General features: G+C 68.2%; 17 protein-coding genes. 4 read left to right on the top strand and 13 right to left on the bottom strand.

The window, feature by feature from the left end:
- Positions 1-188, bottom strand: a 188-nt coding sequence (locus AruPA_RS11250; protein ID WP_265636787.1) for a hypothetical protein, incomplete at its 3' end; no start/stop codon positions are given.
- Positions 189-200: 12 nt separating this feature from the next.
- Between AruPA_RS11250 and AruPA_RS11245 the strand changes: the two genes are divergently transcribed.
- The gene (locus AruPA_RS11245; protein WP_265636786.1) at positions 201-1,169 is read left to right on the top strand and encodes an IS110 family transposase; all 969 of its coding nucleotides are present in this window, start codon (positions 201-203) and stop codon (positions 1,167-1,169) included.
- A gap of 315 nt (positions 1,170-1,484) precedes the next feature.
- On the opposite strand, the gene uvrA is transcribed toward AruPA_RS11245, so the two are convergent.
- Positions 1,485-4,352 carry an excinuclease ABC subunit UvrA gene (gene uvrA, locus AruPA_RS11240; protein WP_265636785.1) on the bottom strand — a complete coding sequence of 956 codons (2,868 nt, stop codon included), beginning with the start codon at positions 4,350-4,352 and terminating at the stop codon, positions 1,485-1,487.
- A 297-nt stretch (positions 4,353-4,649) separates the two neighbouring features.
- Between uvrA and ssb the strand changes: the two genes are divergently transcribed.
- Entirely contained in the window at positions 4,650-5,153 is a 504-nt protein-coding gene (ssb, locus tag AruPA_RS11235) for a single-stranded DNA-binding protein (protein ID WP_265636784.1), read from the top strand.
- A 10-nt stretch (positions 5,154-5,163) separates the two neighbouring features.
- Here ssb and AruPA_RS11230 read toward each other — a convergent pair whose 3' ends face one another.
- From AruPA_RS11230 to AruPA_RS11220, 3 genes are read right to left on the bottom strand one after another with little or no spacing between them, the layout of a single operon-like run.
- Entirely contained in the window at positions 5,164-8,217 is a 3,054-nt protein-coding gene (locus AruPA_RS11230; RefSeq protein WP_265636783.1) for an efflux RND transporter permease subunit, read from the bottom strand.
- Positions 8,217-9,245: an efflux RND transporter periplasmic adaptor subunit gene (locus AruPA_RS11225; RefSeq protein ID WP_265636782.1), complete on the bottom strand. Its 1,029-nt coding sequence runs from the start codon at positions 9,243-9,245 to the stop codon at positions 8,217-8,219. Before AruPA_RS11225 ends, AruPA_RS11230 begins: the two co-directional genes overlap by 1 nt.
- Positions 9,242-10,603 (bottom strand): TolC family protein, encoded by a 1,362-nt coding sequence (locus tag AruPA_RS11220; RefSeq protein ID WP_265636781.1) that lies wholly within the window; start codon positions 10,601-10,603, stop codon positions 9,242-9,244. Before AruPA_RS11220 ends, AruPA_RS11225 begins: the two co-directional genes overlap by 4 nt.
- A gap of 127 nt (positions 10,604-10,730) precedes the next feature.
- Between AruPA_RS11220 and AruPA_RS11215 the strand changes: the two genes are divergently transcribed.
- Both AruPA_RS11215 and AruPA_RS11210 read left to right on the top strand, forming a co-directional pair.
- Entirely contained in the window at positions 10,731-11,426 is a 696-nt protein-coding gene (locus tag AruPA_RS11215) for a response regulator transcription factor (protein WP_322784400.1), read from the top strand.
- Positions 11,416-12,786 (top strand): HAMP domain-containing sensor histidine kinase, encoded by a 1,371-nt coding sequence (locus tag AruPA_RS11210; protein WP_265636779.1) that lies wholly within the window; start codon positions 11,416-11,418, stop codon positions 12,784-12,786. The genes AruPA_RS11215 and AruPA_RS11210 overlap by 11 nt, the downstream gene beginning before the upstream one ends.
- A gap of 16 nt (positions 12,787-12,802) precedes the next feature.
- Here AruPA_RS11210 and AruPA_RS11205 read toward each other — a convergent pair whose 3' ends face one another.
- From AruPA_RS11205 to AruPA_RS11170, 8 genes are all read right to left on the bottom strand, one after another.
- Positions 12,803-13,852, bottom strand: coding sequence for a malate/lactate/ureidoglycolate dehydrogenase (locus AruPA_RS11205; RefSeq protein WP_265636778.1), 1,050 nt, complete (start codon positions 13,850-13,852; stop codon positions 12,803-12,805).
- Positions 13,852-14,184: an NIPSNAP family protein gene (locus AruPA_RS11200; protein ID WP_265636777.1), complete on the bottom strand. Its 333-nt coding sequence runs from the start codon at positions 14,182-14,184 to the stop codon at positions 13,852-13,854. The genes AruPA_RS11205 and AruPA_RS11200 overlap by 1 nt, the downstream gene beginning before the upstream one ends.
- Before the next feature lie 78 nt (positions 14,185-14,262).
- Complete coding sequence (locus AruPA_RS11195) at positions 14,263-15,561, bottom strand: sorbosone dehydrogenase family protein (protein WP_265636776.1); 1,299 nt, start codon at positions 15,559-15,561, stop codon at positions 14,263-14,265.
- 103 nt (positions 15,562-15,664) lie between these two features.
- Positions 15,665-16,006 (bottom strand): carboxymuconolactone decarboxylase family protein, encoded by a 342-nt coding sequence (locus tag AruPA_RS11190; RefSeq protein WP_029310920.1) that lies wholly within the window; start codon positions 16,004-16,006, stop codon positions 15,665-15,667.
- Positions 16,007-16,100: 94 nt separating this feature from the next.
- On the bottom strand, positions 16,101-17,282 hold the full coding sequence (locus AruPA_RS11185; protein ID WP_265636775.1) for a PAS domain-containing sensor histidine kinase: 1,182 nt from the start codon (positions 17,280-17,282) through the stop codon (positions 16,101-16,103).
- Positions 17,279-18,616, bottom strand: a complete 1,338-nt coding sequence (locus AruPA_RS11180) for a sigma-54 dependent transcriptional regulator (RefSeq protein WP_265636774.1) — start codon at positions 18,614-18,616, stop codon at positions 17,279-17,281. The genes AruPA_RS11185 and AruPA_RS11180 overlap by 4 nt, the downstream gene beginning before the upstream one ends.
- Entirely contained in the window at positions 18,609-19,835 is a 1,227-nt protein-coding gene (locus AruPA_RS11175; protein WP_265636773.1) for an MFS transporter, read from the bottom strand. Before AruPA_RS11175 ends, AruPA_RS11180 begins: the two co-directional genes overlap by 8 nt.
- The gene (locus AruPA_RS11170; RefSeq protein WP_265636772.1) at positions 19,832-22,261 is read right to left on the bottom strand and encodes an ABC transporter permease; all 2,430 of its coding nucleotides are present in this window, start codon (positions 22,259-22,261) and stop codon (positions 19,832-19,834) included. Before AruPA_RS11170 ends, AruPA_RS11175 begins: the two co-directional genes overlap by 4 nt.
- Between the last annotated feature and the right edge of the window lies 1 nt (position 22,262).

The following is a 22,262-nucleotide window of genomic DNA, read 5'->3' as shown; positions in this document are numbered from 1 at the left end:
TTGTAATATCGAATCCTGATATATTGCCTGTGTTCCACGAGGAATGTCCTGCCCTGGGTGGCGACCCAGGGCAGGACGGCTGGCGTCGGATCGGGCCCATCCTGGCCACTTGGGGCCGCAACGTAGCTTGATCGCGCCAGCCACTTCACCGGACCCGGATGGTTGCCGGAACTTTTGGTTCGCTTCACAAGGAAGGGTTGATGAAGATGGCAAAGCCTAACATAATTTCCGCAGGAATTGATACCTCAAAAGACAAGCTCGACGTCGCCATCCACGGCATCGTGGGCGGTTTTATCGTGAGCAACGATGCGGCTGGCTGGGCCGTGCTGGCCGGGCGGTTGCAGGCGGCCGGGGTCGGACGCATCGGGATTGAGGCGACCGGCGGGTACGAACGCGGGGCGTTGCGCGCGCTGCAGCAGGCCGGGTTCGAGGTGGTTCTGCTTCAGCCGTTGCAGGTGAAGGCCTTTGCACGGCTGCGGCTGCGGCGAGCTAAGACCGACAAGCTCGACGCTGCGCTGATTGCCCACTGCACGCATGTGATGGACGCGCACAACAAGATGCCGCCCGATGCGCGGTTCGATGCGCTGGCGGATCTGCTGACCTATATCGAGCAGATCGGTGAGGATATCGTGCGGTTCAAAACGAGGCTGGAGCAGACGCGCGATGAGCGGGTGCGTAAGCTTGTTCAAGACCAGATCAGGGCGTTTCAGAAGCAGAAGATCGGCGAGCTGAAGCGTCTACGCGATCAGGTGCGGGCGCATGACGACCTGGCTGAGCGCTATCGGCTGGTGATGAGCATCCCTGCGATCGGGATCGTTGCGGCGTTGAGCCTGGTGGTGCGGATGCCGAAGCTGGGGCAGGTCAGCCGCGAGGAGGCCGCTTCACTCGCGGGTGTGGCCCCTGTCGTGCACCAGAGCGGGACGCACAAGGGGGAGACGCATATCGGCGGTGGGCGGGCGCGGCTCAGGCGCGCGCTGTATATGCCGGCGTTTGTCGGAGCACTCCATTGGAACCCTGCGTTGATGGCGCTGTACCAAAGGCTGATCGCGCGCGGCAAGAGCCACAAATGTGCAGTCGTCGCGTGTATGCGCAAGCTGCTGATCTTCGCCAACACAGTCGTGGCGCGCGGCACGCCGTGGGAGACTAACGGGCCGATCACGATTGCCTAACGCAGACTGTTCCTTGGTTCGACCGAGGACGGCCTGTTCCTTCGTCCCGACCTGCCCCGCTCTCGCCGTCGCGCGCAGGGCTTGTCAAGCATGGGCGCAGCCCACCGCGTAGCGGCGCGAAGCGTGCTTGACGAGACCGAGCACGGCGGCAGACTTGGGGGAGGAGAGGACAAATCAAAGGCGGGGGCAGGCGATGAATTAATGGTTGCTACGGCTTGCTGTCCCGGCGCCGACGACCAAGTGGACGAAAAGTTTTTTGCTTCTTTTTTACAAAAAAGAAGTGCTTGCCTTCCCTTCCCTCCCCTGCCCTTCCCTTCATGCCCGCCGGCGTTTGCGTTTTTCCTGTATTGGCGCGCCCAGCAGCGGGGCGAGGAAGCGGGCGGTGTGGGAGCGGGGGATGGTTGCGATGTCTTCGGGCGTGCCGGCGGCGACGATTTCACCGCCGCCGTCGCCGCCTTCGGGGCCGAGGTCGATCACCCAGTCGGCGGTTTTGATGACTTCGAGGTTGTGTTCGATGACGATGACGGTGTTGCCGGTATCGACCAGGGCGTGGAGCACTTCGAGGAGTTTGCGGACGTCTTCGAAGTGCAGGCCGGTGGTGGGTTCATCGAGGATGTAGAGGGTGCGGCCGGTGGCGCGGCGGGCGAGTTCCTTGGCGAGTTTGATGCGCTGGGCTTCGCCGCCGGAGAGGGTGGTGGCGGACTGGCCGAGTTTGACGTAGCCGAGGCCGACTTTCATCAGGAGTTCGAGGCGGTCGCGGATGCGAGGCTGGGCGGCGAAGTAGGCCATGGCTTCTTCGACGTTGAGGTCGAGCACGTCGGCGATCGAGAGGTCGCGGAATTTGATTTCCAGGGTTTCGCGGTTGTAGCGCTTGCCTTTGCAGGTGTCGCATTTGACGAACACGTCCGGCAGGAAGTGCATTTCGATTTTCAGCACGCCGTCGCCCTGGCAGGCTTCGCAGCGGCCGCCTTTGACGTTGAATGAGAAGCGGCCGGATTTGTAGCCGCGGGCGCGGGCTTCGGGGAGTTCGGCGAACCAGTCGCGGATGGGGGCGAACAGGTCGGTGTAGGTGGCGGGGTTGGAGCGGGGGGTGCGGCCGATCGGGGATTGGTCGATTTCGATGATCTTATCGAGCTGGTCGAGGCCGTCGATGCGGTCGTAGGGGGCGGGCACCTGGCCTGAGCCCATCAGGCGGCGGGAGACGGCTTTGTAGAGCGTGTCGATGACGAGGGTGGATTTGCCGCCGCCGGAGACGCCGGTGATGCAGGTGAAGACGCCGAGCGGGAAGGCGCCGGTGACGTTTTTGAGGTTGTTGCCGCGCGCGCCGATCAGGCTGAGCATGCGGGCGGGGTCGATCGGGCGGCGTTGGGCGGGGATGGCGATACCGCGGCGGCCGGAGAGGAAATCGCCGGTGAGGGAGCGTGGGTTGGCGGCGATTTCGGCGATTGTGCCTTCGGCGACGAGTTCGCCGCCGTGGACGCCGGCGAGCGGGCCCATGTCGATGACGTGGTCGGCGGTGCGGATGGCGTCTTCATCGTGTTCGACCACCAAGACCGTATTGCCGAGGTCGCGCAGGCGGCGCAGCGTGCCGAGCAGGCGTTCGTTGTCGCGCTGGTGCAGGCCGATCGAGGGTTCGTCGAGCACGTAGAGCACGCCGGTGAGGCCGGAGCCGATCTGGCTGGCGAGGCGGATGCGCTGGCTTTCACCGCCGGACAGGGTGGCGGAGCCGCGTGCGAGGGAGAGGTAGTCGAGCCCGACATCGACGAGGAATTGCAGGCGTTCGGTGATTTCGCGCAGGATGCGGCGCGCGATTTCCTGGCGCTGGGGGGTGAGGGTTTCGAGGGTGCGGCCGAACCAGGCGCGGGCGTCCTTGATCGAGAGTTCGGAGACGGCGGCGATGTGTTCGCCGTCGATTTTGACGGCGAGCGCCTGCGGGCGGAGGCGGGCGCCGTGGCAGGTTTTGCAGGGGCGGTCGGCCTGGTAGCGGGAGAGCTCTTCACGGACCCAGATGCTGTCGGTCTCGCGCAGGCGGCGTTCGAGATTGCGGACGACGCCTTCGAAGGATTTGCTGACGCCGTAGGCGCGCACGCCGTCCTTGTACTGGAATTCGATTTCGGACTCCCCTGCCCCGTACAGGATGGCGTCGCGGACTTGCTGCGGCAGGTCTTCCCAGGGGGTGGACATTTTGACCTTGAAGAATTTGGCGAGGCTGGTCAGGGTCTGGTCGTAATAGGGGGATTGGGCGTTGGCCCAGGGGGCGATGGCTTGCTGGGCGAGGGATTTGCTCTCGTCGGGGACGATCAGGTGGGGGTCGAAGAAGGTTTCGGTGCCGAGGCCGGCGCAATCGGGGCAGGCGCCGTGGGGGGAGTTGAAGCTGAACAGGCGGGGCTCGATTTCCTCGATGGTGAAGCCGGAGACCGGGCAGGCGAAGCGGGCGGAGAAGACGGTGCGTTCGTTGGTGTCGGCGTTTTCGGCGTAGACGATGCCATCGGACATGCCGAGCGCGGTTTCGAAACTGTCGGCAAGGCGTTGTTCGATGCCGGGCTTGACCACGACGCGGTCGACCACCGCTTCGATCTCGTGCTTGATTTTTTTGTTGAGCGCCGGGACATCGGCGATTTCGTAGAGTTTGCCGTCGATTTTCACGCGGGTGAAGCCGCGGCGCTGCAATTCGGCGAGTTCCTTGCGGTATTCGCCCTTGCGGTCGCGCACGACGGGGGCGAGCAGGAGGAGGCGGGTGGCGTCGGGCATGGCCATGACGCGATCGACCATCTGGCTGACGGTTTGCGCCTCGATCGGCAGGCCGGTGGCCGGGGAATAGGGCACGCCGACGCGGGCCCAGAGCAGGCGCATGTAGTCGTGGATTTCGGTGACGGTGCCGACGGTGGAGCGGGGGTTTTTCGAGGTGGTTTTCTGTTCGATCGAGATTGCGGGGGAGAGACCCTCGATGCTGTCGACATCGGGCTTGCCCATCAGTTCGAGGAACTGGCGGGCATAGGCCGAGAGGCTTTCGACGTAGCGGCGCTGGCCTTCGGCGTAGATGGTGTCGAACGCGAGGGAGGATTTGCCGGAGCCGGACAGGCCGGTGATGACGGTGAGTTTGTCGCGCGGGATGCGGACGTCGACGTTTTTGAGATTGTGTTCGCGCGCTCCGCGCACGACGATGAAGCCCGACCCGGTCATGCTTTTGTTTCCGATATGTTCATGGTAGATATGGCGTCAAATCATGGTTGTGGGAAGGGGCTGGATGGCGGGGTTCAGGCGTGACAAGGCGAGGTCAGCAAGCGCGTCTTTTTTGGACAAAAGAAGCAAAAAACATTTGTTATCTGGGGTATGGACGGTTTCGTTGACGTCGTCTCATGAGGATCGAAGTTTTTTTTGCTGCTTTTTTGTTCACAAAAAACCAGACCTTGCTCGATCCTTGACGCGCCTGGGCGCCAGTGACACGGATGACAGACTGAACACGATGGGGGATCGACGATGGCAGGTAGTGTGAACAAGGTGACGCTGGTCGGCAATCTGGGCAAGGACCCGGAGGTGCGGACCACGCAGTCGGGTATGAAAGTCGTCAATCTCGCGCTTGCGACTTCGGAATCGTGGAACGACAAGGCGAGCGGTGAACGCCAGGAGCGGACCGAGTGGCACCGGGTGGTGATCATGAACGACCGGTTGGCCGAGGTGGCCGAGAAATATCTGAAGAAAGGCTCCAAGGTGTATTTGGAGGGTAAATTGCAGACCCGCAAATGGACCGATCAGGCGGGGCAGGAGAAATTCACCACCGAGGTGATGCTGGGGCGGTTCGGGGCGGAGATGGTGCTGCTGGATCGGCCGGCCGGGGGTGCGGGCGGCGGCATGGCGGCGGGCGGCGGCAGCAGTTACGGCGGGGGTGGTGGTGCGGCACCGGCGCGCAGCCCGGCCGGTGGCGGCAGCAGTTGGGATTCCGGCCGGGGCGGCCATGATCTGGATGATGAAATTCCGTTCTGAGCCGCGCCGCTCAGCGCGCGCGCGGCAGCGATAGTTTCAGCAGGACAGGCAGGGCGAACAGCACCAGCGGGAACTGCACGATGAAGCCGGAAATGATCGCGATGGCGAGCGGTTGCTGCATGCCTGAGCCCTCGCCGATCGCGAAAGCGAGCGGCAGCAGGGTGAGGATGGCGGCGAGCGTGGTCATGGCGATCGGGCGGAGGCGGTTGCGGCTGGCGATGATCAGGGATTCGCGCGGGTCGTTGTGTTCGGCGAGCGACTGGTATTCCGAGACGTAGAAGATCGCCATTTCGGTCGCGAGACCGACGATCATGGTCATGCCCATCAGGGCGGTGATGTTGAGCTGCACGCCGGAGATGAACAGGCCGATGAACACGGCGAGGCTGGCGAGCAGGGCGGTGAACAGGATGGCGCCGGCGATGATGAAGCTGCGGTAGAGGAACAGCAGCAGGATGAATTCGGCGGCGATGGCGGCGATGAACACTTTGGCGAGGCCGGCGAAGGCGATCTGCTGCTGTTTGTAGAGGCCGCCGAGGGTGTAGTGCATGCCGCTCGGGAGCAGGCCGGGTTTGGCGAGGGTTTTGCGGACATCGGTGATGACGCCGCCGATGCCGCGGCCGCTGATGCGCCCGGTGATCGCGATGATCTGCTGGAGGTTTTCGCGGTCGATTTCGGGCTGGCCGGAGACCACTTTGAAGGTCGCGAAATCGCCCATGGGCACCAGGGCGCCGCTGGCGGTGGCGACCGGGATGCGGGCGAGCGCGCCCATGTCCTGCCTGGCGGAGGCCGGCAGGGTGAGCCTGACATCGGTGAAGCGATACTGGCCCGGCAGGGCGGTGACGATGCTGCCGGTGAGTGCGGTCTGCAGGGTCTGGCGGACCTGATCGGGGTCGAGCCCGAGCATGGCGGCGCGGGCGTCATCGACGTGGATGTCCACCGCATCGCCGGCGAGGGTGACACCGTCGAACACCGAGACGACGCCTTTGATCTTGCCGATCGCGGCACCGACCTTGTGCGCGGTGGCGACGAGTTGCGCGGGGTCGCCGTGGAGCTTGATTTCGATCGGTTGCGGCACGCCGGTGAGGTCGCCCAGCAGGTCGCTGAGCATTTGCGAGACGTCGAAATCGACGCCGGGGACCTTGGCCTGGATTTTTGCGCGGATGCGGTCCATCACCGGCCAGATCAGCGGACGGTCGGCGAGCGGTTTGAGTTCGACGAAGATGTCGCCCTGGTAGGGCTCGTTGAGGTCGCCGCCGAGGCCGGCGCCGGTGCGGCGCGAGAAGGTGGCGACGGCGGGGTCGGCGCGGAGGATGGCTTCGATTTCATCGACTTCGTGGACCGATTCGGCGAGCGAGGTGCCGGGCAGCGTCTGGTAGTTCAGCACGAAACCGCCTTCGTCGAGATGCGGCAGGAAGCCGGTGGGCACGCTGCGGTAGGCGAGCACGCCGGCGATGATCAGGGGGACGATGCCGATCGCAAGCAAGGCGGGGCGCGCGATCAGGCGGGGCAGCAGCCTGCCGTGCCAGTGTTCCATCCAGCCTTCGCGGCCGGCGGCGCTGCGGCGTTCGGCGGGGTCCTGCCATTTGTCGAAATTGATCAGCGCGCGGGCGAGCACGGGCACGGCGAAGGCCGAGAGCAGCCAGGAGGCGACGAGGGTGGCGGCCAGGGTGATCGAAAGCGCCTTGAAGAAGGCGCCGGTGACGCCGGAGAGGAAGGCGAGCGGGGCGAAGACGATGAGGGTGGCGAGCGATGAGCCGGTGAGCGGCTGGAGGAACTCGGCCGCGGCGGCGAGCACGGCGCCCTTCGCCGCGGTGCCGGCGGCATGGCCGGCGCGGCGGGCGATGTGTTCGATCATGACGATGGCATCGTCGATCACCAGGCCGACCGAGGCGGCGAGGCCGCCGAGCGTCATGATGTTGAAGCTGAGGCCGAGCAGCGAGAGCAGCAGGATGGCCGAGGCCATCGAGGCCGGCACCACCAGCAGGGCGACCAGCGTGACGCGCCAGCTGCGCAGGAAGCCGATCAGCACGAGGCCGGCGAGGACGATGCCGATCAGGATCGCGTCGCGCACCGAACCGGCGGCGGCGGTGACCAGGCCGCTCTGATCGTACCATTTCACCAGCGTGACGCCGCGCGGCAGGTCCGCCTGGTAGGCGGCCAGGGCGCGGCGCACCGCCCTGTCGACCGCGACGGCGTTGCCGTTGGGCTGCTGGAACACCTGCAGGGTGACGGCGGGGACGCCGTTTTCGGCGACGCGGTAATAGACCGGCACGGTGCCCATGCGGACGGTGGCGAGCTGATCGAGCCGGACCACGCCATCCGGTCCGGCGCGGACGACGATGTTGCGGACGTTGCGCACGGTGTGCAGCGTGTTGTCCTGCACCAGCAGATAGAGCCGGTCGTAATCGGTCATGCGGCCGACCGCTGCAAGGACGTTGGATTTGCTGACCGCCTGTTCGACCTGAGCGAGGGTGATGTGCAGCGCGGCGAGGCGCTGGGGCTGGACCAGGATGTGCACTTCCGGCGTGGCGCCGCCCTGCACGCTGACCTTGGCGACACCCTCGATGCGGGTGAGCGCGGGGACGATGTGGTATTCGGCGATGGTGCGCAGCCTGGTTGCCGAGATGCTGTGCGACATCATGGCGTAGGCGATGATGGGAAAGACGGTCGGGTCCATCCGCCGGACGATGTATTTGGTGCCGGCCGGGTAGTTCGGCAGCATCTGGGCGATCGCGGCATCGACCTCGAGCGTCGCCTGGCCCATGTTCTGGCCCCAGTTGAAATCGACGTAGATCTGCGCCGAGCCGCGCGAGGTGGCGGAGCGGACCGAGGCGACGCCGGGGATGGCGCGCAGGGCCTGTTCGGTCGGTTTGGTGACCTGCAACACCATCTGCTGGGCGGGACGGGCACCGGCATCGATGTTGATGCGCACGCGCGGAAAGGAGGTGCGCGGGAACAGGCCGACCGGCAGGCCGATGGCGGCGACGGTGCCGGCCAGCGCGAGGCTGGCCATCAGGAACAGGATCGCGCGCTGCTGGCGGGCGAGAAAGCGGGCGAGACCCATCAATGGGTGACCCGCACGGCGATGCCGGGTTGGAGCTGGTAATTGCCGGTCACCACGATCGGCAGGGCGGGATCGAGCTTGCCGGCAACGACGGCGCTGCTGGCGGTGCGGGCGATGATCCGCACGGCGACGGGATGGGCGTGACCGGCGGCGATCTGCCAGATCTGGAAGTGCTTGCCGTCCGGCAGGGCGGCGTCACGCGGCACGATGACGCCGCGCGCGGTGCCGATGTCGATTTCGGCAGTGACCGATTCGCCGACCAGATAGCCGGTGGCGGGCATCGAGATCGTGGCATCGACCAGGCCGCTGGCCGGGTTGACCATGGCCCCGATCGCGATGACGCGGCCGCGCAGCGCCCGGCCGGCGGGGGTGGCGAAGGGGGTGATGGCGACGTGATCGCCGGGGTGGACCTGATGCGCCTGGCTGGGATCGAGCCCGACGGTTGCGACCAGCGCGTGGGTGCGCAGCAGGGTGATCAGCGGGGCGCCGGGTTGCAGGGACGCACCGGGGGCGGCGGCAACGGCCGCGATGACGCCGTCGTAGGGTGCGGTGAGCGTGGCGGTCGGGCGCGCGGCACCATCGAGCCGCAGGGCGTTGCGGGCGGCGATCGCGCTGGTTTCGGCCTGCTGGGCCTGGGCGAGCTGGATGGTGGTGGCGAGATGGGCGGCGACCAGGGCGCGTGTGTGCATGAGGGTCTGGGCGGCGGCGCGCACCGCGGCTTCGGCCTGGGCGTAGGCGGCCTGGGTCGCGGGCGCGGTGCCGATGACCGCCAACGCCTCGCCGCGATGCACCGCCTCGCCCGGCACGACGTCGACCTTCGTGACGATGCCGGCATAGGCCAGGGTGAGCGTGTCGGTGGCGCCGGGGCCGGGGCCGATGGTGCCGTAGACCGTGACGCTGCGGGGGATGGCGCCGGATTTCACCGCGATGGTGGTGACCAGCACCGAGGGTGCCGGGGCTTCGGCCGGGGTTGCCGCGCGGGCCGCCGGGCAGAGGAGCGACAGGACCAGCAGGAGGCGCAAGATCATCGGGTGGTTCCGTTCAGGGCTTCGATAGGGAGTCCGGCGCCGAGCATGGTGGCGAGGGCGATGCGGGCGGCGGCGATTTTCTGATCGAGCGCGATCAGTTCGGTGCGCCGGGTCGCCTGCTGGTCGATCAGGTCGGTTTCGGTTCTGGCATCGATCAGATCGTGGCCGAAGGCGCGGCGTGCGGCATCGGCGGCGTGATCGGCCTGGATCAGGCGACCCCGGGCGGCGGCGCGCTCGCGCATCAACAGGGCGAGGGCGCGCTGCGCGGCCTCGGCGCCGCCCTGGGCGGCACCGAGGGCGGCGGTGAAGGCCGCGTTCAATTGCCGGCGGGTGGCGCGCGCGATGGCGACATTGCCGCGATTGCCGTTGAAGACCGGCAGGTTGAGCGAGACGGTGGGGCCGACCGTCGCGACGCGGCTGGTATCGGACCCGCCGTTGACGGTGAGCGACATCAGCGGGAACTGGGCGAGGATGGCGGCGCGCAGATCGGCATCGGCGGCGCGATAGCCGTAGCGCAGCGCGATCAGGTCGGGGCGGCGGCGGGCGAGGCTCGCGATCAGCCCGGCGGCACTGCCCGGTGGCAGGGGTGGGATGACCGGGCGGGCGAGGCTGATCGGCGCCGCGGGGGTCAGGCCGAGCAGGGCCGCGAGGGAGGCCTGATCGGTCAGCGCCTGCTGGGCCGCGGTATCGCGCGCGGCATCGAGACTGGCGAGGCTCGCTTCGGCAGGGGCGGCTTGATCGATCGTCAGATTGCCGGCGGCGATCTGCTGGCGCGACAGGGCGGTGAGGCGGCGCAGGGCGCGGCGCGCGTGATCGAGCGCGGCGAGGCTGGCTCGGTCCGCCCAGAGGGCGACGGCCAGGGTCTCGGCCTGGGAGGCGACCTGATAGTCCTGCCACATCACGTTCGCGGCGGCTTCGGCCGATCGGGCGCGTGCGGCGCGGCGGCGGGCACCCCTGGTGATCAGCGCGGCGACGTCCTGGGTGATCGATGCGGCGATCGAGGGGGCGACCGCCGGGCCGGCGAGCAGGGCGCCGAAACCGCCCTGGATGTTCGGGTCGGGCAGCAGGCCCGCGGCGAATGCCTGCGCCTGGGCGACGCCGGCCTGGGCGCGCGCGGCGGCGAGCGCGGGGTCGTTCAGGACGGCGAGGGCCGCGAGCGCCTGGGGTGACAGCGGGGCGGTGGGATCGATCCGGCGGCCATTTGGCAATCGATGATCGAGCGCGGCCGGCGTGGCGCGCAGCGGCGGGGTGAGGCTGAGCGGGCGGCTGCGATAGGTCGCGCAGCCGGCGAGCAACAGGGTGGCGAGCGCAAGCGTTGCGATCGGGCGGGCAAGGCGGCTGGGGTGCGTGATCATCATGCGGGTCTATGTTGCACGGACGCTTTGGCGGAGCACGGCTGGCCGCTGCCTTGCGGCTGGTTTGTCGTTTTGTAATGTCGGGGAAACCGGCTTGACCCGGCGGCGAAACCATCGCTCCTGCTTTGACATGGAGAGCAAGCCGGGGCTGCGCATTCTGTTGATCGAGGACGATGCCCGCACGGCCGATCTGGTACGCGCGGGGCTGGGGCCTGAAGGTCACGATATCGTGGTGGCTGCGGACGGGCGGACCGGGCTGCTGCGCGCCGGCGGCGAGGCGTGGGATATGATCATCGTTGATCGGATGTTGCCGGGGCTCGATGGGCTCGGCTTGCTGCGGATGCTCCGGGGCGCCGGTATCAACACCCCTGCCCTGTTCCTGACCGCGCTCGGCGGGGTGGATGACCGGGTGGACGGGCTGCGCGCCGGCGGCGATGATTATCTGGTCAAGCCGTTCGCGATCGCTGAATTGAGCGCGCGGATCGCGGCGCTGATGCGCCGGGGCCGGGCGAAGCCGGTGGATACCGTGCTGCGAGTGGCGGATCTGACGCTGGATCGGCTGACGCGCGAGGTCAGCCGGGCGGGGCAGCGGATACCGCTCAAGCCGCGCGAATTCGCGCTGCTCGATTACATGATGCGCCATGCCGGACAGGTGGTAACGAGGACGATGTTGCTGGAGGCAGTGTGGGATTTTCATTTCGACCCGCAGACCAGCGTGGTGGAATCCCATATCTCGCGGCTGCGCGGCAAGATCGACCGGGGGCATGCGATCGAGCTGGTACAGACGATCCGCGGCGCGGGTTACCGGCTGGGCGATGCGGCCTAGGCTGTTTCAGACGACCAGCGTGCGGCTCGCGGCGCTGGGCGTGGGCCTGGCTTCGGCGAGCGCGGCGGTGGTGTTCGGCGTCATTTATATCGGGACGCTGGGGGCGTTGCGCAGGACGCTGGATACCGACATCGACAACGAGATCAGTGAGATCATGGTGTTTGGCGCGCGGACACCGCCGGGCGTGATCGCGGCCGGGGTGCGCGCGGCGATTGCCGAGCCGCCGACCGGGACGTTCTTCCGGCTCGACGATGCGAAGGGCCGGCTGATCGCGGGGGATCTGACGCTGGCGATGCCGAAACCGGGCTGGCATGATCTGGCGGCACCGCGCGGCGCGGCGCTGACCGGGCATATCCGGGTGCTGCGCGCGCGGGTCGAGCGGATCGGCGGCGGCGGGACGCTGCTGGTGGCGGCGGATGCGACCATGCTCGATGAGCTGAACGCATTGATCCGGCGGAGCTTTCTGATCGGGTTCGGGATCACGCTCGCGATCGGGCTGGCGGCGGGAATCGGGTTCGGCCGGCGGGCGCTGGCGCGCGTCGAGGCGGTGAGTGCGGCGGGCGAGGAGATCATGGCGGGGGATTTCACCCGGCGTATCCCGCTGTCGGGTTCGGGAGACGAATTCGATCATCTGGCGCGCGGCATCAATGCGATGCTGGCGCGGATCGAGCAGCTGATGGGCAATATCCGCGCGGTGGGCGATGAGATTGCGCATGATCTGCGCTCGCCGCTGGCACGGTTGCGGGAATCGCTGGAGTTGATGCTGCGCAACGACGATCCGGCGGCCCTGCCGGCGGCGCTCGCCGATGCGATCGCGCAGGTGGATGCGGCGCTGGCGTTATCGGCGGGGATATTGCGGCTGGCGCAGATCGAGAGCGGGGCGCGCCGGGCGTCGTTCGCGCCGCTCGATTTGTCGCGGTTGCTCGGGGATATCGCCGAGACGTATGAAACCGTCGCCGAGGATGCGGGGGCGGTGCTGACCGCGCGGATCGCGCCGGAGCTCGCGCTGGCGGGCGATGCCGCGCTGCTCAATCAGTTGTTCGCCAATCTGATCGAAAACGCGATCACCCATGGCGGGCCGGGAACCGCGATCCTGGTGACGGCGGGGCGGGATGATCGCGGGATCGGGGTGAGCGTGGCCGATGACGGGCCGGGGATTCCGCCCGCGCGCCATGCCGAGGCGCTGCGGCGGTTCGGGCGGCTGGATGCCAGCCGCTCGCGCGAGGGGCATGGGCTGGGCCTGGCGCTGGTGGCCGCCATCGTTGCGTTGCACGACGGCACGATGGTGCTGCGGCAGTCGCGCGATGATGCCGAGCGGCCGGGGCTGACGGTTGTGATCGGCCTGCCGGTCGCGGCGTGAGGGTGGGGACAGCGGATCAGAGCATGGCGGTGAAATCGGCGATGCCGAGGGCGGCGGCGGCTTCGGTGATCTGGGCGAGGGTGAGATTATCGATGGGGATTCCATCACGCGTGCGCTGCGCCGCGTGGGCGCGTTCGGGGTCGCCGGGGAGTTGGATCTGATCGAACCCCGGCGCGCGGCGGGCGGCGGTGAGATGCGCGCGGGTGGCGGCGACGCCCTCGGCGACGCGGGCGACGCCGCCGAGGGCATCGAGGTTGATCAGCACGGCGAACATGCTGTTGAGGATGCTGCCCTGTTCGGGTTCATCCGCGCGCTGGCCGCCGGCGACCGCGCCGGCCATGATCTCGCACATGATGGCCAGGCCCGAGCCTTTGTGCAGGCCGAAGGTTTGCAAGGCGCCCTCGCTGCGGTCGATCAGCGGGACCGGATCGGTGGTGGGTTGGCCCGCGGCATCGATCAGGCAGCCTGCGGCGACCGGTTCACCCTTGTTGCGGGCGATGCGGGCCTTGCCGTGGGCGATCGTGGTCGTCGCCATGTCGAGCACCACGGGGCCGCCCGGCGCGGGGACGGCGGTGACGAAGGGGTTGGTGCCGAGCCGGGGTTCGCCGCAGCCGAACGGGGCCGAAATCGGGTGATGGTCGGCGACGTTGACATAGGCGATGAAGCCCATGCCGGCGGTTGCGGCCTGTTCGGCATAGGTGCCGATGCGGCCGATATGGGCGCTGTTGCGCAGGCTGAGGGTGACGGCGCCGATCTCGCGCGCGCGGACGATGGCGCGCGCGACCGCTTCATGCGCCATGTGCGCGCCGAAGCCGCGCCGGGCATCGAACACCAGGATGGCGCCGGCATCGGTGATGGTGGCGAGGGACTGGTTGGGGATGAGTTTGCCTTCACGCAGCATTCGCACATAGGCGGGCAGCATGCCGACGCCGTGGCTGTCGTGCCCGGCGAGGTTGGCGCGGACGAGGTGATCGGCGATCAGGCGGGTTTCGGCGGGATCGCTGCCCATGGCGGCGACGATGCGCTCGGTCGCGGCTCGCAGACGGGCGGGGTTGATGCGGCGCATCAGGGATTGCCGATGGCGGAGAAGCGGGTGGGCAGCAGGATCTGGTTGGTGACGTTGGCGACGATCTGGCCGTTCTGCTCGGTTTCGGCACGCCTGGTGATCCATTCGGGATCGATCTGAAAGGCGAGCCATTTGGTCTCGCGCTCGGCGAGGGAGTCCCATTCGAGCAGATAGGTCAGGTCGAGATTGGAGTCGCCGATCACGGTGGTCCAGAACCCGGTCTGGCGGATGCCGTGCCTGCGCCAGATCGGCAGGGTGATGGTCTCGAAGCGGGTGAGCAGGTCCGGCAGGCGGCCAGGCATGCAGCGATAGAGGCGGAGTTCATGGATCATTTCGGGCGTTTCCGTGTTGTTGTGGGAAGGATGGTCGAGGGGTGAGCGGCGGTGGGGCGGCGTCAGGTCGGTGAGGCGCTAGCCGGTCACGCGCCAGATGACATCGCCGACGTCGTCCGCCACCAGCAGCGCGCCGTCCGGGCCGGGGGTGACGCCGACCGGGCGGCCGTAGGATTCGCGTTCGTCCGGTGCCAGGAAGCCCGACAGGATATCGCGCGGCGGACCGGACGGACGGCCGCCTTCGAAGGGTACGAACACGACTTTATAGCCGCTCAGCGTGCTGCGGTTCCACGAGCCGTGCTGGCCGATCGCCATGCCCGCAGGAAAGCCGGGCAGCACGCCCGCCTCCATCCAGCACAGGCCGAGCGAGGCGGTGTGGCCGCCGAGCGCGTAGTCGGGCGTGAGGGCGGTGGCGACCAGGGCCGCATCCTGGGGTACGCGGTCGTCGACCGTCTGGCCCCAGTAGCAATAGGGCCAGCCGTAGAAACCGCCGTCGCGGACCGATGTGAGATAGTCGGGCGGGGTTTCATCGCCCAGACCGTCGCGCTCGTTCACCACGGTCCAGAGCGTTTGCGTGTGCGGTTCCCAGGCCATGCCGACCGGGTTGCGCAGGCCGGCGGCGAAGATGCGGGTCTGGCCGGTGGTGAGGTCGAGTTCGTGGATGGCGGCGCGCCCGGCTTCGACCGCCATGCCTTCGTCGGCGATGTTGGTGAGCGAGCCGACGCCGATGTATAATCTGGTGCCATCCGGGCTCGGCAGGAGGCTGCGCGTCCAGTGGCCGCCGCCGTTGAAACTGTTGAGCTTGCGACCCGGCGCGGTGATGCGCGTGGCACCGGGCACATAGGGGAACGCCACCACGCCATCGGTATTGCCGACGTAGAGCGTGTCACCGATCAGCGCCATGCCGAACGGCTGGTTGAGGCCGTCGAGGAAGGTTTCACGGATTTCGGCGACGCCATCGCCATCGGCATCGCGCAGCAGGGTGATGCGGTTGGGGCTGACGCCGACCGCCGCGGCGCGCTGCATGGTGGCGAACATGGCGTAGTCGAACGCGCTTGTGATCTTACCGGCGACGCTGATCGCTTCGGCGACCAGCACATCGCCGTTCGGCAGCACGTGGATCCAGCGGGGATGGCGCAGACCGGTCGCGAAGGCATTGACGCGCAGGCCGGGGGCGGCGAGCGGCTTCCGGCCATCCGACCAGCCGCGCGCGGTGGGCATTTTGAGGGTGGGCAGGCGGCCTTGCGGTTTGGCGAGCGGAATCGCCGGCGCGGTGCCCCAGGCGGGTGCGTGGGAGCCGTCGCTCGCGCGGCGCACGCGCAAGGTGACCTCACCAACGACGGCGACGAGGCGTGCAAATACAGCAGAAGCGTTCAAAATCTTGCTCTCCGTTCGGGGCTGGACGATCAGGCGGATTCATAGGCCCGCGTTCGTCGTTGGTCGAGCCACCCCCAAGTGGAGAGCGTTGCGCGCTACTTGTTCATGGGGCCGATTGATCGAAGGATTCCAGCGCCTCGGCGGCGTACATCGCGGACGGGCCGGCCCCCATGTAGATGGCGACGCCGAGTGTTTCGGCGATTTCGGCGCGGGTGGCACCGGCGCGCGCGGCATCGCGGGCGTGATAGGCGATGCAGGGCTGGCAGCGGGTGGCGACGCCGATGGCCAGGGCGATGAGTTCCTTGGTCTTGGCATCGAGCGCGGTACCGCCGTGGGCGGCCTTGGCGATGGCGCCGAAGGCTTTCATGACATCGGGGTTGGCTTCGCGCAGATCGCGCACGCCGCCGTCCATCGCGGTGATGATTTTTGCCCAGTCTTCGATCATGGCACGTCCTTTTCGGGGGTGGTTGATTGGCGGGCAGGATGCGCGGGGCGGGCCGGGTTGTCGTTGATCGAGATCAAGCGGGTGGCGCGCTGCGTCAGCCGGGCAGTGTGATCAGCGCCTGGGCGCCGGTGCGATCGGGGCGGTTGGATAGATGCAGCGTGCCGCCGTGGGCTTCGATGATTTCGCGGGCGAGGACGAGGCCGATGCCGCTGCCGCCGGGTTTGGTGGTGAAGCCGGGGACGAACAGGTTTTCGGTCTGCGGCAGGCCCCTGCCCTCGTCGATGATCGCGATGCGCAGGTGGGACGCGGCGATTTCGAGCGTGATGTCGACCGCGCCGCCGGCCTCGAGCGCGGCATCGGCGGCGTTGCGGATCAGGTTGATCAAGGCCTGCTCGATCTGTGCGGGATCGAGCATCGTCTCGGCCGTTGGACCGATGGCGGTGCGGATCGGCACGCGGGTTTCGAGAGCGGCGATGCGGCGCAGCAGCGGGCCGGGTGCGGCGGGTTCGGGCATCGGCGGCGGCAGGCGGGCGAGGTCGGCGTAGCGGCGGATGAAGCCGGCGAGGCTGCGGGTGCGGCGCTCGATCAAGGCGAGGCCGTCACGCATCTGGTGCGGATCGGCGGCGTGGCGTTGCAGGGTTTCGGCGGTCGCCTGGATCGGGCCGAGGGAATTGCCGGTTTCGTGGCTGAGCACGCGGATCAGGCCGCGCCAGACCCGGCGTTCCTCGTCGCGCAGCGTGCGGGACAGATCGCTCGCGACCAGCATGAGATGATCGCGTCCGCCGCGCCGGAAGCGGACGCGCCGGACGTGCCACGGGCCGGCGCCGCCGGGCAGAGCGGTGTCGAACCGGGTGGGGCCGTCGGGGTCGAGCCATGGCGCGATGCCGAGTGTGTGCGGGTGCCGGCCGGTCAGGAATTCGGCATCGGTGCCGAGCAGGGTGCCGGCGGCGTCGTTGCCGCCGACGATGGTGCCGCGCGGGCCGATCACGATGATCGCGAGATCGACCGCGCCGAGCAGCTTGCCGAGCAGCGCATCGGATTCGATGCCGGCGCGGCGGCTGCCCATCAGGGCATCGGCCAGCTCGTTGACGGCGGCGAACGCTGCGCCGAGTGCACCGCGCGCCGCGATGGCGCGGAGCGTGTAGTCGCCATCGCGCAGGCCGAGCAGCAGGGCGGCGATCTGGCGGTGGCCGCGGTCGGCGCGGCGGCGTGCCAGCGCATAGCCGCAGGCGGCACCGACGAGCGCACCGATGACGAGTGCGGCGAGGCCGGTCACGTTCGGAGTTGCGACAGGCGCCGGTAGAAGGCGCTGCGCGACAGGCCGAGGCGGCGCGCCGCGATTTCGGCATCGCCGGCCGCCTCGGCCATGGCGTGCTGGATCAGGTAGCGCTCGGCTTGATCGAGCGTCATGTGCTCGATCGGTGTCGTTGCGATCGGGCCGAGACGCAGATGCGCCGCGCCGATCAGATCGTGGTCGGCGAGCAGGACGGCGCGTTCGACAACGTGGGATAGTTCGCGCACGTTGCCCGGCCACGGGTGGTTCGAGAGCGCGGCCAGCGCATCCGGGGCGAAGCCGGTGACGGTGCGGCCGTGGCGGGCGGCGGAGGCGGCGAGGCAGTCGGCGGCGAGCAGAAACACATCGTCGCCCCGCGCGCGGAGCGGCGGCAGGGCGATCTCGACGGTGTTGAGGCGGAACAGCAGGTCGCGCCTGAAGCGGCCGGCCTCGATCAACTGGGGCAGATCGGCGTTGGTGGCGGCGATGACGCGGACATGGACCCGGCGGGGTGTCGCCTCGCCCACGCGGGTGATGATGCCGTCTTCGAGCACGGAGAGCAGGCGGGCCTGGGTGGCGAGGCTCGCGTTGCCGATTTCATCGAGGAACAGGACGCCGCCGTTGGCGATTTCGAACCGGCCGATCCGGTCGGTTTTCGCATCGGTGAAGGCGCCGCGGGTATGGCCGAACAATTCAGACTCGATCAGGCTTTCCGGCACGGCACCGAGATCGAGCGTGACGAAGGGCTTGTCGCGGCGACGCGACAAGGCGGCGATGTGGCGGGCGATGAGGCCCTTGCCGGTGCCGCTTTCACCGGTGATCAGCACCGAGACATCGGCCGGGGCGATTTTTTCGACCAGGGTGAGAACCGCGCGCATCGCGGCGGAGGTGCCGATGATGTCGCCCTGGGCGGCCGGGTGGGTGAGGCTGGCCGCGGTGCGGCGGGCGCGCGCGAGGGCGAGCTGGCTGCGCAGCACGGTGATCAGGCGGGTGTTTTCCCAGGGTTTTTCGAGGAAATCGGCGGCACCGGCGCGGAGCGCGCGCACCGCGAGATCGACCGAGCCCCAGCCGGTCAGCACCACCACCGGCAGGTCCGGGTGGATTGTTTTGACCGAGGCGAGCAGGCGCATGCCATCCTCGCCGGAGGTGGTGTCGGTTGCGAAATTGAGGTCGAGCAGCAGGGCGTCGATGCCGCCGGCATCGAGCAGCAGGGCGGCCTCGGCGGGGGATGCGGCGCCTTTGGTCGCGAAACCTTCGGCGCGCAGCACCAGGGCCAGGGCTTCGCGGATATCCGCCTGATCATCGGCGATCAGGATTGTGCCGCCCGGCTCAACCATGGTCGGCGATCGGCGGCTGGGCGGCGCGGCGGCGGGCAGTAAACGCCAGCCAGACGAAGACCGCGAAAAATCCGAGCGTGGCACCGATCAGCGTGATGCGCAGGCCCAGGCCCGCTGCGATCAGGCCGCCGAGCAACGCGCCGAGCGGTGTGGTGGCCGAAAATGTCGAGATCAGCACGCCCATGACGCGCGCGAGCATCGCTTCCGGTGTTGCGGTCTGGATGTGGGTGGAGATTGCGACATTGACGATGGCACCGCCGAAGCCGCCGATCAGGTTGCAGGCGCCGAACCCGATGGCGACCAGCATCGGCGCGCCGTGCAGCGCGCTGATGCCGCCGAGCGAGATGACGAACAGGACTATGGCACCGGTGAGCGTGGCCATTACGTCGAACCGGCGCGCGACCGGGGCCGAGATCAGCGCGCCGGCGATGGCGCCGATGCCGCTGGCGGCCAGCGCGCCGCCGAACCAGGCCGGTTTGACGCCGAGATGGCCGACGATGAACAGCGCCTCAAGCGCGCCGAAGATCGACCCAAAGAAATTCAGCGCGATGGCGACGAACATCAACGGGCGCATCACGGGATCGGCGCGCATGAAGGCGAAACCAGCGCGCAGACGGTCCCGCACCGAGCCTTCCGCCGCGTGATCGACCGTGGGGACCGGGATGTGGGGGAGCAGCGCAATCAGGCCGACCGCGACGGCGAAGGATGCGGCATCGGCGGTGATGGCACCCGGCGCGCTGAAAGCGGCGATCAGCAGGCCGGCGATGGCGGGGCCGATCAGCGCGGTTACCGACATCACCGCACCGAACCGCCCGTTCGCGTCCGCCAGGGCATCGGGCGGCACCAAAGCGGGGATGGTGCTGTTCAGCCCGATGCCTTCGCCGACGCTGATGGTGCTGGCGATGAAGCGCACCAGCATCAAGAGCGGGATCGACAGAAACACCAGCGCGTGGCCCAGCGGCACCAGCAGCATGACGACGGCGCTGATCGCGTTGGCGATGATCAGCACGCGGCGCTTCGGCCAACGGTCGATCAGCACGCCGGCGAACAGGCCGAAGATGACGGCGGGCAGCGCGCTGATGCCGCTGAGCAAGCCCATGTCCAACGGATCGGCATGCAGGATCAGCACGGCAGTGAGCGGCAGAGCCACCATGGTGACCTGCGAGCCGAGGGAGGAGATCGCCTCGGCGGTGAGCACGATGAGAAACCGCCGGTTCACGAAGCGTCCAGCATGGATTTCACCGGCGTGTTTGCCGCAACCGAGGCCGGCCTCCAGGCCGCGCCCAGTACGATCACGCTGACCACGAGCGCCGCGAGGATGAATACCGCGGGTTCGATCCGCCTGATTTCGAACAGCAGGGGCGACATCGCCCGGATCAACAGATAGCCACCCAATGCACCGCCCCCCAGACCGAACGCGAGTAGCCAGGCCGCATCGCGCATGGCGAGGCGCAGCAGCCGCGCCGGGCTTGCCCCCAGCATGGCGCGCATGCCGAATTCCGGCAACCGGGCGCGGGCGACGAAGGCGTTTACCGCATAGACGCCCAGCGCCGCCACCACCAGGGCGATGAGCGCGAAACTCACCGCAAGCCATGCCGCCAGGGTGCGGAACGCGGTGTCGATAAAGATCAGCCGCCGGTATGGCAGCACGCGGCTTGCCACCGCGCCAGGCACCGTGGCCGCAACCGCTGACGTGACCCGCCGTTCGGCGGCCAGAACGCTGCCCCGATAGCGCACCACCAGATGGACTTCCTGCAGGGTTGCGCCTGGAAATTGCACCGACGCCACTGGAAAATAGATGGTCCCCGGCGTGTGGTGCCAGGGTGCGACCCGCCAGACCACCGGATTGGTCACACCGACGATGCGGTATTTGCCGAGCCCGTATAAATTCACGGTTTTACCGATCACGCGCTCGGTCCCGAAGACGCGCCGCGCCAGACCGGCGCCGACGATCATCACCCGCGCCCCGCTGCGATACTCGGTGGTGGTGATCCGCTGGCCTGCCCGCAAGGTTATGCCCATGGTGCGAAAATAGCCGTGATCCGGCGTCACCATATTCGCATGGAACCGGCGTGCGTGGGGGTCATCGCGGCTCATCAACGAATAAAAATGTTGTTGCGAAAACGGGTAGGCGGCAAAGCCGAAGCCGCCTACGGCGGTGATACCGGGCTGTCTCGCCACACCCGCCTCGATCGCGGCGAGGGAGCCGGTGTTCGCCGCCACTGGCGGCAACAGCACCGAGGCGATCAGCCGGTGCGCCGGCTGAAATCCGAGCGGGCGGCTCAGGGCGGCATACAGGCTGCCGCCGAGTGCGAAACTCGCGATCAACAGGGCCAGGGCGAGCATCACCTGTACGGCCCCCATCAGCCGCTGCGCGCCCCTGGTGGCGCGGTCGAGGGTCGCGGCGCCGCCGCGGCCGATGGTTTGCCCCGACGTGCGGCGCGACACCTGTGCCAGCGGGATCGCGGTGATCACCAGCACCGATATCAGGGTGAGCCCGAGCACCGCCAGCACTTCGGGCCAGCCGAACCCGAAGTGGAACGGCGTCACCCCGATCGCAGCCCCTAATGGGGCGATGCCGCCGCGCGCGGCGGCGAACCCGATCGCGCCCGCCAGCAGCGCGACGGCGAGGCCGATCGGCACCTGTTCGAGCAGGAGCAGGCGCATCACGGCGGCGCGCGAGGCGCCGATGACGCGGCGCAAGCGGTATTCGTTGATCCGCCCGCGCTGGCGGACCAGGGCGAGGTTGGCGGCATTGGCGATCGCCAGAACGAGCAACAGGAGGGCCATGCCCTGCAGCACGAGCGGCAGAACCGCCAGGCTGTCACCCCCGATCAGGACCGGCCGTAAAAACCGGGCGTCGAGGATATCGGCGCCGCCGGCGGCGGGGTCATGCACCTGATATGCCAGCACGAAGCGTTTGACCGCGTCGATCCGCCGGTTGAGCGCGGCCAAGGTGACGCCAGGGGCCAAGCGGGCGACGCCGAACGCGTTGATATTCTGCATGATCGGCCGGGCCATCGGCAGGGCGACGATTTCGAGGACATCCTTGTGATCGGCGAACGCATAATCGCGCGGCAGCACACCGACGATCCGCTGCGCGCCGGTGCCCAGGTCGATCGTGCGGCCGATCACCGAGGCCTCGCCACCGAACGCTGCCTGCCAGAATGTGTAGGATATCATCGCTTCCGGCGGCCCGCCCTGCTGGCCTGAATCGAGGCCCGGCAGCGCGCCCAGGGCCGGCAACAATCCCAGGGTGCGGAACCAGGAGGGCGTGACCTGCGCATAGGAGACGCCGCGCGCGACGCCGGCGATCGTCGCCGTCGCTTCCCCGCCCTGGACATAGAGGCCGATGTCCCGAATGCCCTTCAAGGATTGCGCGAGCCTGACATAATCATCGGGCGCGATCAGGGGTTGGGTCAGGCCGGTTCGCGGTCGCATATGGCGGAGCACCACGAGCCGGCCGGGATCGTGATATGGCAGGGGGGCGAGGTAGACATCGTAGACGATGCCGAACGCCATGGCGTTCGCGCCGATCGCCAGGGCCAGCATCACCACGGTTGCGACGACGAAGAACGGCCGGCGCACCAGACCGCGATACGAGGTTGCGGCATCGTGCAGCAGGCCTGAGATTATTTCGTTCATC

The sequence above is a fragment of the Acidiphilium sp. PA genome (assembly GCF_026191915.1).
Lineage (GTDB): Bacteria > Pseudomonadota > Alphaproteobacteria > Acetobacterales > Acetobacteraceae > Acidiphilium.
This window is presented reverse-complemented; position numbering and strand designations above follow the sequence as displayed.